The sequence below is a fragment of the Janthinobacterium sp. J1-1 genome (assembly GCF_030944405.1).
GTDB lineage: Bacteria > Pseudomonadota > Gammaproteobacteria > Burkholderiales > Burkholderiaceae_D > Janthinobacterium.
Window position 1 is genome coordinate 2,689,667 of record NZ_CP132339.1, and the last position, 14,708, is coordinate 2,704,374.

Consider the following 14,708-nt stretch of genomic DNA (forward strand, 5'->3'; position numbering starts at 1 on the left):
TTAAACGCAACTTTGGGGGCGGCCGCTGCGCCAATAATGCAAGGGGAACCTGGCATGGGAAGGGCGGTCATGGACAAGCTGCTGCAGTATTACGAGCGTGAACTGGGTACCCTGGGCGCGCATAACCAGGCGTTCGCGCGGCGCTATCCGGCGCTGGCCGGCGCGCTCGGCATGGCCGGTGGCGAGCCCGGCGATCCGCACCTGGCGCGCATGCTGCAGTCGTTTGCCATGTTCAATGCGCGCACGGCCAAGCGGCTCGACGATGCATTCGGCCAATTCAGCGATACCCTGCTGGACGTGAATTTTCCGCATTATCTGCGGCCGTTCCCGTCGTGCTCGATTGCCCGCGTGGACAGCGATGGCCATGACGATATCGGCCCGCTTGTGATTCCACGCGGCACTGTCATGCATGCGCAGGAACAGCAGGGCGTGGCTTGCAAGTTCAGCACGGCGTGGGACGTGACGGTCGCGCCGCTGCGCCTGTTTGACGTGCGCTATCAGGCCGTGCTGGCGGCGCCGCCAGCGCTGCGCCTGGCCAGCGAACTGGGGTCGGCCATCAGCATCGGCATCGAAGCCACCGGCGCGGTGCCCGCCCTGGGCAAGCTGACCCTGCCGTCACTGCGCTTGTTCCTCGATGGCGAACCGGCCTTGTGCGCGAGCTTGCGCGATGCCCTGTTTCTGCGCGTGCGCGGCGCCTGCGTCGAGATCGTCGATGGCGCCGGGAAAGGACGCTGGCTGGCGCTGGAGCAGATTCCGGTCGCGGCGGTGGGCTTTGCACCAGGCGAAGCGTTGATCCCGTTCCAGGCCACTGCGCACCCGGCCTACCGCCTGCTGACCGAATACTTTGCCTTTCCCGAGAAATTCAACTTTATCGATATCGGGCTGGCGCCGATCCTTGCGCTGCTGCCGGACGACTGCCGCCGCTGCAGCGTGCACTTGCTGCTGGCCGATGTGCATGCCGACTCCGCTATCGCGCGCATCCTGCGGCCATTATCAAAGCGCAACCTGCTGACCGGCTGCACGCCGGTCGTCAATCTGTTTGCCCAGGCGGCCAATCCGCTGCGCCTGACGCACACCAGCGCCGACTATCCGCTGCTGCCGTCCGTGCGGCAGGCGCATGGCCATGACATCTACAGCGTCGACAGCGTGCGCGTGTTCGGTGGCAGCGGGCAGGGTGCGGCGCCAGACACTTATTTCCCTTTGTATTCGATGCGCCACGGCGAGGCCGGCGGGCGGCGGGGCCGCTACTGGCTGACGCGGCGCGACGAGGTCATGGCGCTGAGCCATCCCGGCTACGAAATGCGCATCGCCTTTGTCGACAGTGCCATGGTGCCGCTGCACGACAGCACGCAGACGGTGTCGATCAATCTCACCTGCAGCAACCGCGACTGGCCGACCCGCCTGGCCTATGGCGCGCCGGGTGGCGACCTGCGCCACGAAGGGCCAGCCAGCAGCCTGCCGGTACGCCTGTTGCGCAAGCCCGGCGCGCCTTGCCGCTTTGCCTCGGGCGCGCCGGCCCACTGGCGGCTGATTGCCCAGCTGTCGCTGAACCACCAGTCGCTGGGCCAGCAGGGTTTGCCGGTTTTCAAGCAAATCCTGGAGCTGTACAACTTGCCGGGTTCTATCAGCGCCGCGCGCCAGATCGCCGGCATCACCGGCTTGCGCCAGCGTCCCGCCAGCACCTGGCTGGCCGACGAGGCGGGCGGCAGCCTGGTGTTCGGCATCGAGGTCGTGCTGACGGTGGACGAGGACGCTTTTGCCGGCAGCGGCCTGCATGCGTTCGCGCAAGTGATCGAACATTTTCTCGGGCTATATGTTCACCTTGCCAGCTATACCCGATTGATCGTCCTGTCGCACCAGAGCGGAAAGGAGTTGCTATGTTGCCTGCCCCGCAATGGAAGCCAGACCCTGGTGTGAACCCTGACGTTATCCCTGATTTGATCGCACAACTGCTGGCGCGGCCCGGGCGCTTCGATTTTTTCCAGGCGCTGCGCCTGCTGGCGGCCTGGCTGGCGCAGCAGGGCCTGGAAGCGGACCGGGTATTCGAGCAGGGCCTGCACCTGCACGGCAGCGCCAGCCTGGCGTTTGCGCCTGGCCAGATCGAACACTGCTGGGCCGATGACGAGGGCCGGTTGCATGTGCGCGCGGCCATGATCGGTTTTCTGGGCCTGCACGGCAACTTGCCGCTGCACTACACCGATACCATCGACCGGCATGAACGCGACACGGGCGACGGCGGCCCGCGCGCCTGGCTCGATGGCTTGTCACAGCGTGCGCTGAGCTTGTTTTACCAAGCCTGGGCCCGCTACCGCATCGAATGTCAGGGCGACGCCGATGGCGGCGACTTCCTGCCGTTGCAACTGGCGCTGGCCGGCGTCGCTCCCGGTGCCTTGGCGCAACAGTCCGATAGTTTGCCCGCGCACGTGATTGCCCATTACGCGGCTTTGCTGCGCCACCGGCCGGCCACGGCCGAAGTGATGCAGGCGGTACTGGCCGAGTATTTCGGCGTGGACGTACGGTTGCAGCGTTTTATCGCTGCCTGGGTGACCCGCGCGCCGCACGAGCATACGCGGCTGGCGGGCAGCAACGCCGTACTGGGCGGCGGCGCCATGCTGGGCGAGCGCTGCCGGCGCGCCGATCTGCGCCTGCGCCTGGTATTCGGACCCTTGTCGCGCGAGCAATATGACGACTTCCTGCCGGGCCGGCCGGGCGCGCTTGTCCTGCGCCAGATGCTGGCGCTGTTCGGCTTGCCGTGCGTCAGCTTCGAGGTGCGGCTGGTGCTGCGCCGCGACGCCGTGCGCGGTTGTGCGCTAGGCGATGGCGCCTGCCTGGGCCAGCATGCCTTTCTGCTGACCGAACCGCCACAGGCCGACCGCGACGACATGCATTACGAGCTGCGTTTTGATGGTTCCGCCTGAGATGGCAAATCTTGACCATGATGGGAGGGCATGCCGTGGACAGTGACAACGATTTTGCGCAATGGATGGCGCTGGAAAAAACCTTGATTACCGCCAACCGGCCGCTGCGCCTGCGCCTGGCTTATGCGCAAGGCATCAATGACGATGTGCTGCTGCCGCAGCGCATCCACGGCACGGAAAGCCTCTGTGGCGGCATCGAGTACCGCATCCTGTGCGTGGCGACCGATGCCCAATTGCCGCTCAAGCAGTTCATCGCCGTACCGGCCGAGTTGCAGATCGTCACCGACCGGGGCGCGCTGCGCAGCGTGTGCGGCATCGTCGCCGAAGCGATGGCAGGCCAGAGCGATGGCGGCCTGGCCACGTATCAGCTGGTGCTGCGCGACGCGCTGGCATTGATGGACAAGCGCATCAATACGCGCGTGTTTCTCGACAAGAACGAATTGCAGATCGTGCAGCTGCTGTTCGAGGAATGGCGCCAGGGCAACGGCATCCTGGCGGCCAGCCTGGCGCTTGATATCGAGCCGGCGCTGGCGGCGCGCCAGCATCCGCCGCGCGACTTCACCATGCAGCACAATGAATCGGACGCGGCCTTTATCCGCCGCCTGCTCATGCGCCGTGGCATCGCCTGGTGCATCTGTCCGGGCCAGCCCGCCACCCCGGGCGTGCAAGGCGACGACTTTCCCGCACACACGGTGCTGCTGTTCGATGACGCCAGCCGGCTGCCGCAAAACGCGGCCGGCCTGGTGCGCTATCACCGCGACGACGCCACCGAACAGCGCGATACCGTCACCGCCTGGAACGCCGTGCGGCGTTTGCAGCCGGGAACGCTTGACCGCCACAGCTGGGACGAGACCCACCCGCTCAATCCGCAATTCATGCATGTGCGCTCATACGGCATGGCGCAGCAAGGCGCCAACGGCCAGCAGCTGGCGGCCACCCTGGACGATTACATCGTGCAGATGCCGCAGGCCGGCGCCGGCAGCGACGATCACGCCCGGCTGGGCGAACTGGCGATGGCGCGCCACGATCTGGAAACCAAGTGCTTCGAGGGCGAAGGCTGCGTGCGCGATTTTTGCGCCGGGCAATGGTTCAGCTTGCAAGGCCATGCGGAGATCGACAGTCACGCCGTCGACCAGCGCAGTTTCGTGATCACCTCCCTGAAGGTATTGGCCAGCAACAACTTGCCGAAGGGACTCGATGCGCGCATCGACCGCCTGTTTGCGCAGAACCACTGGGCCATCGATGCCAGCCTGGCGCCGCCAGCGGAGGGCATGACCTTGCGTTACCGCAACCGTTTCAGCTGCGTGCGGCGTGGCGTCGCCATCGTGCCCGCTTTCGACCCGCGCAGCGACTTGCCCGTGGTGCGCCTGCAAAGCGCGCTGGTGGTGGGCCCAGGCAACGAGGAAGTCCATTGCGACGCGCTGGGCCGGGTCAAGCTGCGCTTTGTTGCCACGCGCGCGCAGGATCATGTACATGCCAACGGCTCGGGCGCCTCGAATACCGAGCGCGATTCGGCCTGGGTGCGCGTCGCGTCGAGCTGGGCCGGCAATGGCCCGGGCATGGGCCGGCAGTGCGGCGCCGTTACCTTGCCGCGCGTCGGCAGCGAAGTGCTGGTCGATTTTCTCGGCGGCGACCCGGACCGGCCCATCATCGTCGGCCAGTTGTACAACGCGGTGGCCATGCCGCCCGGCTTGAGCGAGCGCGGCGGCTTGCCTGGCAACCGCTATCTGTCGGGCCTGCGCAGCCGCGAAGTACGCGGCGCGCGCGGCAATCAGTTGTGCCTGGACGATACGCCAGGCCAGATCGGCGCCCAGCTGGCCAGCGACCATGCTGCGACGCAATTGAACCTCGGTCATTTGAGCGTGCCGCGCGTTGACGGCGCCGGCCAGCAGCGCGGCGACGGTTTCGAATTGCGCAGCGACGCCAGCGGCAGCCTGCGCACGGCCCGCTCGCTCTTGATTTCAAGCTGGAAACAGCTGGCCGCAGGCGGCAAGCAGCTTGACAGCAGTGAGCATGCGGCGCTGATGAAGGAGTGTCTGGAACTGTTTACTTCGCTTGGCGAGTATGCCGCGCAGCACCGGGCGCTGGCGCTGGATGCCGCCGGCAGCAAGGCCCTGGCCAGCGCGATCGCGGCGGACCAGCCGGTGATCAGCATTACCGCGCCCCACGGCGTGGCCGTTTCCACACCCAAAACCATCGTCGGCCATGCCGGTGAAAATATCGACCTGGTGGCCCTGCGGCAGCTGCAACTGAGCGCGGCGCAGCACTGCAATTTCAACGCGGGCAAGGGCATCTCGCTGTTTGCGCACCAGGATGGCATCGTGCAAGTGGCCCATCATGGCAAGTTCTTGCTGCAAAGCCAGCATGATCTGCTGCAGGCCGACGCCGCCAAGGAAATCCGCCTGTCGGCCGGCACGCGCCTGGTCGGCATGGCGCAGGACGAAATCACCTTCATGACGACCGGCGGCGCGTATTTGAAACTGTCGGGCGGCGCGGTCGAGCTGGGTGGGCCGGGCGCCTTGACGATCAAGACCGACGGCCACCACTGGAACGGCCCGGGCAGCATGAAGGCGGAGTTGCCGGTTTTCAGCGAAGGCGACCTGGGCCGCGTGCCGCAGCTGGTGCGCGCCACCGACGGCATGCCGGTCGAAGGCGTGGAGGTACACGTCGAGCGGGAAAACGACAGCGCCCTGACCGGCAAGAGCGATGCCGGCGGGCGCGGCCCCAAGGTGCTGACCGACCACTTGCAACGGCTGAAAGGCTTTTTCTTCAGCCGCCGTTCCTGATTCCCCCTCCAGGAGAGCACACCATGACCTTTGATCCACGCCCGCCGCTGTGCGACGACCCGAAAGTCGACCTGCACGGCGAGTTTGCCTGCAGCGCCGATTATCTGCACAGCGACAGGGTGACGGTGCAGCAATTGCCGCTACCGGGCATCATTATTTTCGTGCACGGCGTCAATTCCGATGGCGAGTGGTACCAGGCTGCAGAGGAGGGCTTGTGCCGGGGCTTGAACCAGCGCCTCAAGCGAAGTTGCGATCACCTCATGCATCACGGCGTGGAAGGCGGGGAAATGACGCCGGTGAGTTATGGCAAGGAGATTACGGACGAAGGCTTTCTCAATCCCGAGATGTCGGCCGACAATCTCATTCTCGACAGCGCTACTTTCTCGCCCGTGATCCGCTTTCGCTGGGGCTACAAGGCCTCGGGCGAGGAATTGCAACAGTATGGCCGGGGCATCTACCTCAATGAACAGGATTACTGGGGTGGCGGCCCGTTTGCCAATGGCTGCAGCGCGCTGGCCGATTTGTGGAAGGAGGGCTTGAGCGAAGACCTGTTCCTGTGGACCACGATCCAGCACATGAATCCGTTCCCCGAGCGGCAGGTATTCAGCTGCCCGCCGCGGCCGTACTTCGTGCTGGCCGCGTATCGCCTGGCCAAGCTGGTGGAAGCGGTACGCCAGCAGCAGGCCGATGTGCCGGTCACCATCGTCTGCCACAGCCAGGGCACGATGGTGGCGATGGCGGCCGCTTTCCTGGGCAACAATCTGCCGGCGGTGGATGGCGCGTTTCCCTGCGTGGCCGATAACTATGTGATCTGCAATTCGCCGTACAGCCTGGCGCAAAGTAATTTTTCCGAAAACTGGATCGGCAGCAACCTGCGCGCGGTGGACGGCAGCAAGGGCAGGGTGACGGTCGCGGCGCGGATCGAAACGTTGAAGAACTTCTTCGAGATTATCCGCCAGCGCGCCAGCCTGGCTGAAGTGCAAACCGACCAGCGCCTCGATGACTGGGCGGCCAATGTGCAACATGGATTCTCCGCCGCCGCCGACCGCGAACGATATGGCATCGCCGGTGCCGCGCGCGGCGGCAGGAAATCGTCGTACGGCCGCGTCACCTTGTATTGCAATCCGCACGATGTGGTGGTGTCGTCGATCGCCATCCAGGGCATCGGCTGGCGCGGCCTGGATGGCGCAGAGCTGGCTGTCACCCATGCCGAAGGCGTGTATGTGCAGCGCGTGTTTGCCCAGGGTTTCGAGGTGGGCAAGCAGGGCAGTTATCACTACTGGGCCAATCATTGGCGCAAACCCAAGCCGGGCGGCAAGGATTTCTGGTTTCCGGACCAGAAATATGCGTCCTACTCCATCAAGCAAGGCAAGGAGGCCAGCGAGAGTGCGTTTGCCGCCATCCTGACGGTCGGCTTTGCGCCCTTGTTCATCCTGCTGACCAAGCTGTCCAAGAATCCCACCAATGCCTCGCCCGACAAGGATTGGAAAATCGAGCTGACTGCACCCGACCTGGCGCCGCCCTTCACGCCCCAGTCCCTGCGTTTCGGGGTAGCGAGCGATCAATTCGACGAAGGCTACGACCCCGCCGGTGAGTCGCGCCAGGCCGGCAAGCAGCGCACGCCGGACGACGATTATTTTGCCAACCATGAAATTCCACGCGGCGGCCTGCAAGGCGAGGAAAAAAGGCTGGAGGCGCAACGCATGGATATCGCCAGGGGTACGGCCGACGACGAGGCGCGCCTGCGCTACGAGCAGCGCGCGGTACTGCGCGCCCAGGCGATACGGGAAGAGAAAAGCGCCGCCGGAAAAAAGGTAGAGCAGGAAATGCCGCGCGCCACGCCCAGCGCCGACTACATGACCTGGCGCAGCGCGCGGGTCGAGGAAATGATGTCCAACCAGGCCGGCGCTTTTGCCACCGACCATTCCACCATCATGACCAACCCCCTGCATGCGGAGCGGGTGCTGGCGTATGACGTGCCGGTGGGGGTGTGCAATATCAAGTCTGATGCGCTGAGGAAGTTGCGGGTGGCGGCGGATTGGAGGTTGTTGAAGGCATTGGAAGAGACAAATACTGCAAAAGTTTTTCAGGAATATTTTGATAAAGGTGAGTTTCGTCGAAAGACTACTTTTGTATGGGCGAGTCAGTCCGACGGCGAGGCTGCAATGCCAAACTTAATTATTGATAGACGTCAAAACTTAGCATCGAACGCCAGGCCTGCATCCGGTGAAATGGCGCATGAATGATACAAATCCGATTGATTTTCCTTGCTTGAATCACTAAGAAATATTTAAAAGGTTTTCCAAATGGAGAATTCGTATGTTGAAATCATTTTTTTTGTATACGTCGTTGGTTGTTCTTGCATTGATTTTTCTTGCGGCCTGTGCTCGTTTTCGTTCATCAACTACTACACCGTCAAATGCCGTGGTTGCATTGCCAGAAGCTGTCAAACGACCCTATATGGCACAAGTGGTCGCCGTGCAATGGCTTAATCCACTACAGCGGCGAGACTATCCAACGCAATGGCAACTGTTGTGGACTTTGGGACTTGTAAAGCCAAATCCTGCTGATGATATGGTCAAGGTAAATCCTGGGAAATACTCCAGTTTACAGGCCATCTCGCCTGTTGCCGCTGGCAATGAAGGTGAAGAAACGTTTCGTGGTTATCACAGGAAATATATTCGTGAAGCTATGAATTTGTTCCGTAGCCCGTATTTTGCAGATCCGGAGTATTTCTACAATGTTCACTCGGCCGAGAATCGGTCGCGTTGGCGTGAGCTGGCGGGTATTCATGTTGAGTATGCTATTCCTGATGGAAAGCTTGATTTGGTGGACACGAAGAATTTTGTGCGCGAATACATTGGAGACACGTTTGACATTGGAAACCCGAATTTCCCTACTCTCTGGACCCGTCCTACCCCACCCGATGTGCACCTGAACATGGGCGGCCCCAACGCCGGCTTCACCTCCCTTTCCGCCGCCCTCGACTATCTGCAAGCCCACCCCAAAGAAACCGTCTGGGTCATGAACTGGGATGCGCCCAGTCGTCCCAAGGACAGGCAGATCAACGAAAACCTGGTGTTGCTGATCTTGGCTGGCCCTGACTTCAAGACCGAGCGCGCACCGCTGGCGTGGCTTGGGTATCCGAGCACAAAATCCATCGCCGACTTCGAGCTGAAAAAGGGCGAGCCGCCGCGCCTGGTGCGGGCCTGGACGGCCGCCATTGCGGATGCCGCAGAAAAAGCGGGCAAGGTCGATACCGATATCGGCTATGTGATCCACGATGCCGGCAATACGCATAAAGACTCATCCGACCGCATCGGCGCGCTGGCGCAGACCTTGACACTGGAATTACCGGAATTCGATTTTCTGAAACAAGGTTTCAACCTGACCGCCGTGCTCGGCGAGACAGGCGCCGGCACGGCCTTGACGAATGTGGCGCTGGGTATCGCTTACGCGCATCACTTCGGCAAACCGGTGCTGGTGGCCGGCACCAGCGATTTGACGTCGCCGGTGGCGCTGGTGGTGGCGCCGCCAGCCGTGGTGCGGCCGATTCAATATGACAAGCCGTGGTTCCGAGCGCGCGGCGGCAATCATGCGTATTTGCCGTGGTGGGGGCTGCGTCATGATGCTCCTGAGTATCTTCAGGGATTTTCGCAATGAAGGCGGAGCGGGAGGTACCATGCGCGGCTTGATGTTTGATCCTCATCCGGCACTGTGCGACGACCCGAAAGTCGACCTGCACGGCGAGTTTGCCTGCAGCGCCAATTACTTGCACAGCGACAGGGTGACGGTGCAGCAATTGCCGCTACCGGGCATCATTATTTTCGTGCACGGCGTCAATTCCGATGGCGAGTGGTACCAGGCGGCCGAGGAGGGCTTGTGTCGGGGCTTGAACCAGCGCCTCAAGCGAAGTTGCGATCACCTCATGCATCACGGCGTGGAAGGCGGGGAGTTGGCGCCGGTGAGTTATGGCAAGGAGATCACGGACGAAGGCTTTCTCAATCCCGAGATGTCGGCCGACAATCTCATTCTCGACAGCGGCACTTTCTCGCCCGTGATCCGCTTTCGCTGGGGCTACAAGGCCTCGGGCGAGGAATTGCAACAGTATGGCCGGGGCATCTACCTCAATGAACAGGATTACTGGGGCGGCGGCCCGTTTGCCAATGGCTGCAGCGCGCTGGCCGATTTGTGGAAGGAGGGCTTGAGCGAAGCCCTGTTCCTGTGGACCACGATCCAGCACATGAACCCGTTCCCGGAGCGACAGGTGTTCAGTTGCCCGCCGCGGCCGTATTTCGTGCTGGCCGCGTATCGCCTGGCCAAGCTGGTGGAAGCGGTACGCCAGCAGCAGGCCGATGTGCCGGTCACCATCGTCTGCCACAGCCAGGGCACGATGGTGGCGATGGCGGCCGCTTTCCTGGGCAACAATCTGCCGGCGGTGGAGGGCAAGTTTCCCTGTGTGGCCGATAACTACGTGATCTGCAATTCGCCGTACAGCCTGGCGCAAAGTAATTTTTCCGAAAACTGGATCGGCAGCAACCTGCGCGCGGTGGACGGCAGCAAGGGCAGGGTGACGGTCGCGGCGCGGATCGAAACGTTGAAGAACTTCTTCGAGATTATCCGCCAGCGCGCCAGCCTGGCTGAAGTGCAAACCGACCAGCGCCTCGATGACTGGGCGGCCAATGTGCAACATGGATTCTCCGCCGCCGCCGACCGCGAACGATATGGCATCGCCGGTGCCGCGCGCGGCGGCAGGAAATCGTCGTACGGCCGCGTCACCTTGTATTGCAATCCGCACGATGTGGTGGTGTCGTCGATCGCCATCCAGGGCATCGGCTGGCGCGGCCTGGATGGCGCAGAGCTGGCTGTCACCCATGCCGAAGGCGTGTATGTGCAGCGCGTGTTTGCCCAGGGTTTCGAGGTGGGCAAGCAGGGCAGTTATCACTACTGGGCCAATCATTGGCGCAAACCCAAGCCGGGCGGCAAGGATTTCTGGTTTCCGGACCAGAAATATGCGTCCTACTCCATCAAGCAAGGCAAGGAGGCCAGCGAGAGTGCGTTTGCCGCCATCCTGACGGTCGGCTTTGCGCCCTTGTTCATCCTGCTGACCAAGCTGTCCAAGAATCCCACCAATGCCTCGCCCGACAAGGATTGGAAAATCGAGCTGACTGCACCCGACCTGGCGCCGCCCTTCACGCCCCAGTCCCTGCGTTTCGGGGTAGCGAGCGATCAATTCGACGAAGGCTACGACCCCGCCGGTGAGTCGCGCCAGGCCGGCAAGCAGCGCACGCCGGACGACGATTATTTTGCCAACCATGAAATTCCACGCGGCGGCCTGCAAGGGGAGGAAAAAAGGCTGGAGGCGCAACGCATGGACATCGCCAGGGGTACGGCCGACGACGAGGCGCGCCTGCGCTACGAGCAGCGCGCGGTACTGCGCGCCCAAGCCATCCGCGAGAAAAAAATTCCCACCGGCCAGAAAGTGGAACAGGAAATGCCGCGCGCCACGCCCAGCGCCGACTACATGACCTGGCGCAGCGCGCGGGTCGAGGAAATGATGTCCAACCAGGCCGGCGCTTTTGCCACCGACCATTCCACCATCATGACCAATCCCCTGCATGCGGAGCGGGTGCTGGCGTATGACGTGCCGGTGGGCGTGTGCAATATCAAGTCCGATGCGCTGAGGAAGTTGCGGGTGGCGGCGGATTGGAGGTTGTTGGATGGACTGGATAAGCACGATTCGGCAAAGCAGTTTGGCGAATATTTTACCAAGGCTAAACGTCACAAGATGATTCTCACAATATGGGCCAACCAAGAGGGTGGTGAGGCTTGTCTCCCTGAAAAAATAATCGATAGGCGAGAGAATCCTGCGCGCGATTCCCAACCGAATTCGGGAGAACTAGCTCACGGATGAAAAATGCCGGTCTTTTTTCATGGATAAGGTTAAATAATAAATATCTATTTTTCAATGGGGAAAATTATGTCAAAATCTTTTTTTCTTTATGTATTTGTATTAATTATTATTCTGTGCAGCATAACTGCCTGCACGCATTTTCGCTCATCTGTCAAGCAGCCAGAGAGCATCGTTGTCGATCCCTCTGATCGTAGTAAAAGACCTTTTATTGCCCAAGTTGTCGGTTTGCAATGGCTTAATCCTTTACAACGCAAGGATTACCCGACGCAATGGCAATTGTTGTGGACTATGGGATTGGTAAAGCCAAATTCTGGCGATGAGATGGTCAGAGATAAGCCTGAAAAATACACCAAGATTCAAAGTATTGCATCTATTGCCATAGGAAATAATGGTTCAGAAACATTCGATGGTTATCATGAGAAATACGTCGAAAAGATGTTTGATTTAATGTATAGCGTGTACTATGCGGATCATGAATATTTTTATAATGTTCATTCGGCCGAAAACAAGTTACGCTGGCGCGAACTTGCAGGTATCCACATCGAATATGCTTTACCCGAAGGTAAACTTGATCCTGTGGAGGCAAAAAATTTTGTCCGAGAATATGTCGCAGATGTTTTTAATATCGGAAATGTCCATTCACCATCTCTCTGGACTCGTCCTACCCCACCCGATGTCCACCTGAACATGGGCGGCCCCAACGCCGGCTTCACCTCCCTTTCCGCCGCCCTCGACTATCTGCAAGCCCACCCCAAGGAAACCGTCTGGGTCATGAACTGGGATGCGCCCAGCCGTCCCAAGGACAGCCAGATCAACGAAAACCTGGTGTTGTTGATCTTGGCTGGCCCTGACTTCAAGACCGAACGGGCTCCGCTGGCGTGGCTTGGTTATCCGAGCACAAAATCCATCGCCGACTTCGAGCTGAAAAAGGGCGAGCCGCCGCGGCTGGTGCAGGCGTGGACGGCCGCCATCGAAGAGGCCGCCGGCAAGGCGGGCAGAATCGATACCGAGATTGGCTATGTGATCCACGATGCGGGCAATGTGCACAAGGACTCGTCAGACCGTATCGGCGCGCTGGCGCAGACCTTGACTTTGCAACTACCCGAGTTCGATTTTCTGAAACAAAGTTTTAATCTGACCGCCGTGCTGGGCGAGACGGGGGCCGGCACGGCCTTGACGAATGTGGCGCTGGGCATCGCTTACGCGCATCACTTCGGCAAGCCGGTGCTGGTGGCCGGCACCAGCGATCTGGCCGCGCCGGTGGCGCTGGTGGTGGCGCCGCCAGCCGTGGTGCGGCCGATTCAGCATGACAAGCCGTGGTTCCGCGCGCGCGGCGGCAATCATGCGTATTTGCCGTGGTGGGGGCTGCGGCATGATGCGCCTGAGTATGTCCAGGGGTTTTCGCAATGAACACGGGCCAGGAGGCGGCATGCGTGGCGTGATCCGTCTGAACGACCCCACCAGCCATGGCGGCAAGGTGATGGGCGCGGCGCCGAACAGCACGGTGCTGGGAGTGGCCGTGGCGCGCAAGGGCGATCCTTGCATGTGTCCGGTCAAGGGCCATGTGCGCTGCACGATTGCGGAAGGCGATCCGCAGGTGCTGATCGATGGCGTGCCGGTCGCCTTCGAAGGCCACAAGACCACCTGTGGCGCCAGCCTGATTTCCACGGTGGGCAAAAGCGGGCGCGGCTGACGCAATCAGGCCAGGCAGCTGTCGATGGCCTTGCCCAGCTTGTCGACAATCTCGTCCACATGGCTGCCGTCGATGATGTACGGCGGCGCCAGCAGCACATGGTCGCCGTGCTGGCCGTCGATGGTGCCGCCCATGGGGTAGCACATCAGGCCGGCCTGCATGGCTTGCGTCTTGATGCGCGCGTGCAGGCGCCGGGCCGGGTCGAACGGCTGTTTTGTCGCGCGGTCGCATACCAGTTCCAGCCCCAGGAACAGGCCACGGCCGCGGATGTCGCCCACATGCGGATGCCCGCCGAAGCGCTGGACCAATCGATCTTTCAACAGATTGCCCATGGCGCGCACATTGGCCAACAAATCGCGCTGTTCGATCTGCTGCTGCACCGCCAGGGCCGCCGCGCAGGCGGTGGCGTGGCCGATATAGGTGTGGCCGTGCTGGAAGAAGCCGGTGCCCGCGCGGAGGGTGTCGCGGATGGTTGTTGATACCATCACGGCGCCGATCGGCTGGTAGCCGGCGCCCAGGCCCTTGGCGATGCAGATCAGGTCGGCGGTCACGCCTTCCTGCTCGCAGGCGAGCAGGCTGCCCGTGCGGCCCATGCCGCACATCACTTCATCGAGGATGAACAGGATGCCATGGCGCTGGCAGATGGCGCGCATATGGGCAAAATAGCCGGCGACGGCGGGCAGGGCGCCGGCCGTGGCGCCCACCACCGGTTCGGCGATAAAGGCCAGCACGTTGTCCGCCCCCAGCTCCGCGATACGCTGTTCCAGCTCGCGGCCCAGGCGCGCCACATAGTCGCCATCGGTTTCGCCGGACAGCTGGTCGCGATACGCATAGCAGGGCGCCACATGCGTGACGTCGATCAGCAGCGGCGCAAACTGCTGGCGGCGCCATGCGTTGCCGCCGGCGGCCAGCGCGCCGAGGGTGTTGCCGTGATAGCTCTGGCGGCGCGCGATGATATGGCGGCGCTGCGGCTGGCCCCGCTCGACCACATACTGGCGTGCCAGTTTCAGCGCGCTTTCCACCGCTTCCGAACCGCCCGACACAAAATACACGCTGGCCATGCCGGCCGGCGCCCGGGCGACCAGGAAATCGGCCAGTGCTTCCATCGGCTCGCTGGTGAAAAACGCGCTATGCGCGTACGCCATGCCGGCCACTTGCCGCTGCACGGCGGCGATCACGGCCGCGTCCGAATGGCCCAGGCAGGAAACGGCCGCGCCGCCGCAGGCGTCCAGGTAGCGCTTGCCGTCGGCATCGATCAGGTAGGGGCCGTCGCCGGCAACGACGGTGGGATAAGTGGCGGTCAAACTGCGGTGGAAGACATGGCTCATGGCGGCGCTTTCGGCAAGGAGGGAAGCGCCAGTATAGGGTTGCCAAAAGCAATTTACAACATGTGTTGT

Annotated in this window: 9 protein-coding genes; 8 read left to right on the top strand and 1 reads right to left on the bottom strand. The window is 62.0% G+C overall.

Translation table 11 applies throughout. The annotated features are described in order from the left end of the window. Nucleotides 1-69: 69 nt before the first annotated feature. From tssF to Q8L25_RS12260, 8 genes are all read left to right on the top strand, one after another. The gene (gene tssF, locus Q8L25_RS12225; RefSeq protein WP_308925077.1) at nt 70-1,917 is read left to right on the top strand and encodes a type VI secretion system baseplate subunit TssF; all 1,848 of its coding nucleotides are present in this window, start codon (nt 70-72) and stop codon (nt 1,915-1,917) included. Next, nucleotides 1,914-2,918 (top strand): type VI secretion system baseplate subunit TssG, encoded by a 1,005-nt coding sequence (tssG, locus tag Q8L25_RS12230; RefSeq protein WP_308925078.1) that lies wholly within the window; start codon nt 1,914-1,916, stop codon nt 2,916-2,918. Before tssF ends, tssG begins: the two co-directional genes overlap by 4 nt. 35 nt (nt 2,919-2,953) lie before the next feature. Further along, nucleotides 2,954-5,704: a type VI secretion system Vgr family protein gene (locus Q8L25_RS12235; RefSeq protein ID WP_308925079.1), complete on the top strand. Its 2,751-nt coding sequence runs from the start codon at nt 2,954-2,956 to the stop codon at nt 5,702-5,704. 23 nt (nt 5,705-5,727) lie between these two features. After that, nucleotides 5,728-7,950 carry a DUF3274 domain-containing protein gene (locus Q8L25_RS12240; RefSeq protein ID WP_308925080.1) on the top strand — a complete coding sequence of 741 codons (2,223 nt, stop codon included), beginning with the start codon at nt 5,728-5,730 and terminating at the stop codon, nt 7,948-7,950. A 73-nt stretch (nt 7,951-8,023) separates the two neighbouring features. Next, entirely contained in the window at nt 8,024-9,367 is a 1,344-nt protein-coding gene (locus Q8L25_RS12245) for a hypothetical protein (RefSeq protein ID WP_308925081.1), read from the top strand. A gap of 19 nt (nt 9,368-9,386) precedes the next feature. Beyond that, the gene (locus tag Q8L25_RS12250) at nt 9,387-11,618 is read left to right on the top strand and encodes a DUF3274 domain-containing protein (protein WP_308925082.1); all 2,232 of its coding nucleotides are present in this window, start codon (nt 9,387-9,389) and stop codon (nt 11,616-11,618) included. 66 nt (nt 11,619-11,684) lie between these two features. Further along, nucleotides 11,685-13,028: a hypothetical protein gene (locus Q8L25_RS12255; RefSeq protein ID WP_308925083.1), complete on the top strand. Its 1,344-nt coding sequence runs from the start codon at nt 11,685-11,687 to the stop codon at nt 13,026-13,028. A gap of 19 nt (nt 13,029-13,047) precedes the next feature. After that, entirely contained in the window at nt 13,048-13,311 is a 264-nt protein-coding gene (locus Q8L25_RS12260) for a PAAR domain-containing protein (protein ID WP_308925084.1), read from the top strand. A gap of 5 nt (nt 13,312-13,316) precedes the next feature. Here Q8L25_RS12260 and Q8L25_RS12265 read toward each other — a convergent pair whose 3' ends face one another. Next, a complete protein-coding gene (locus Q8L25_RS12265; RefSeq protein WP_308925085.1) occupies nt 13,317-14,639 on the bottom strand; it encodes an aspartate aminotransferase family protein in 1,323 nt (440 codons plus the stop codon). Nucleotides 14,640-14,708 lie beyond the last annotated feature (69 nt).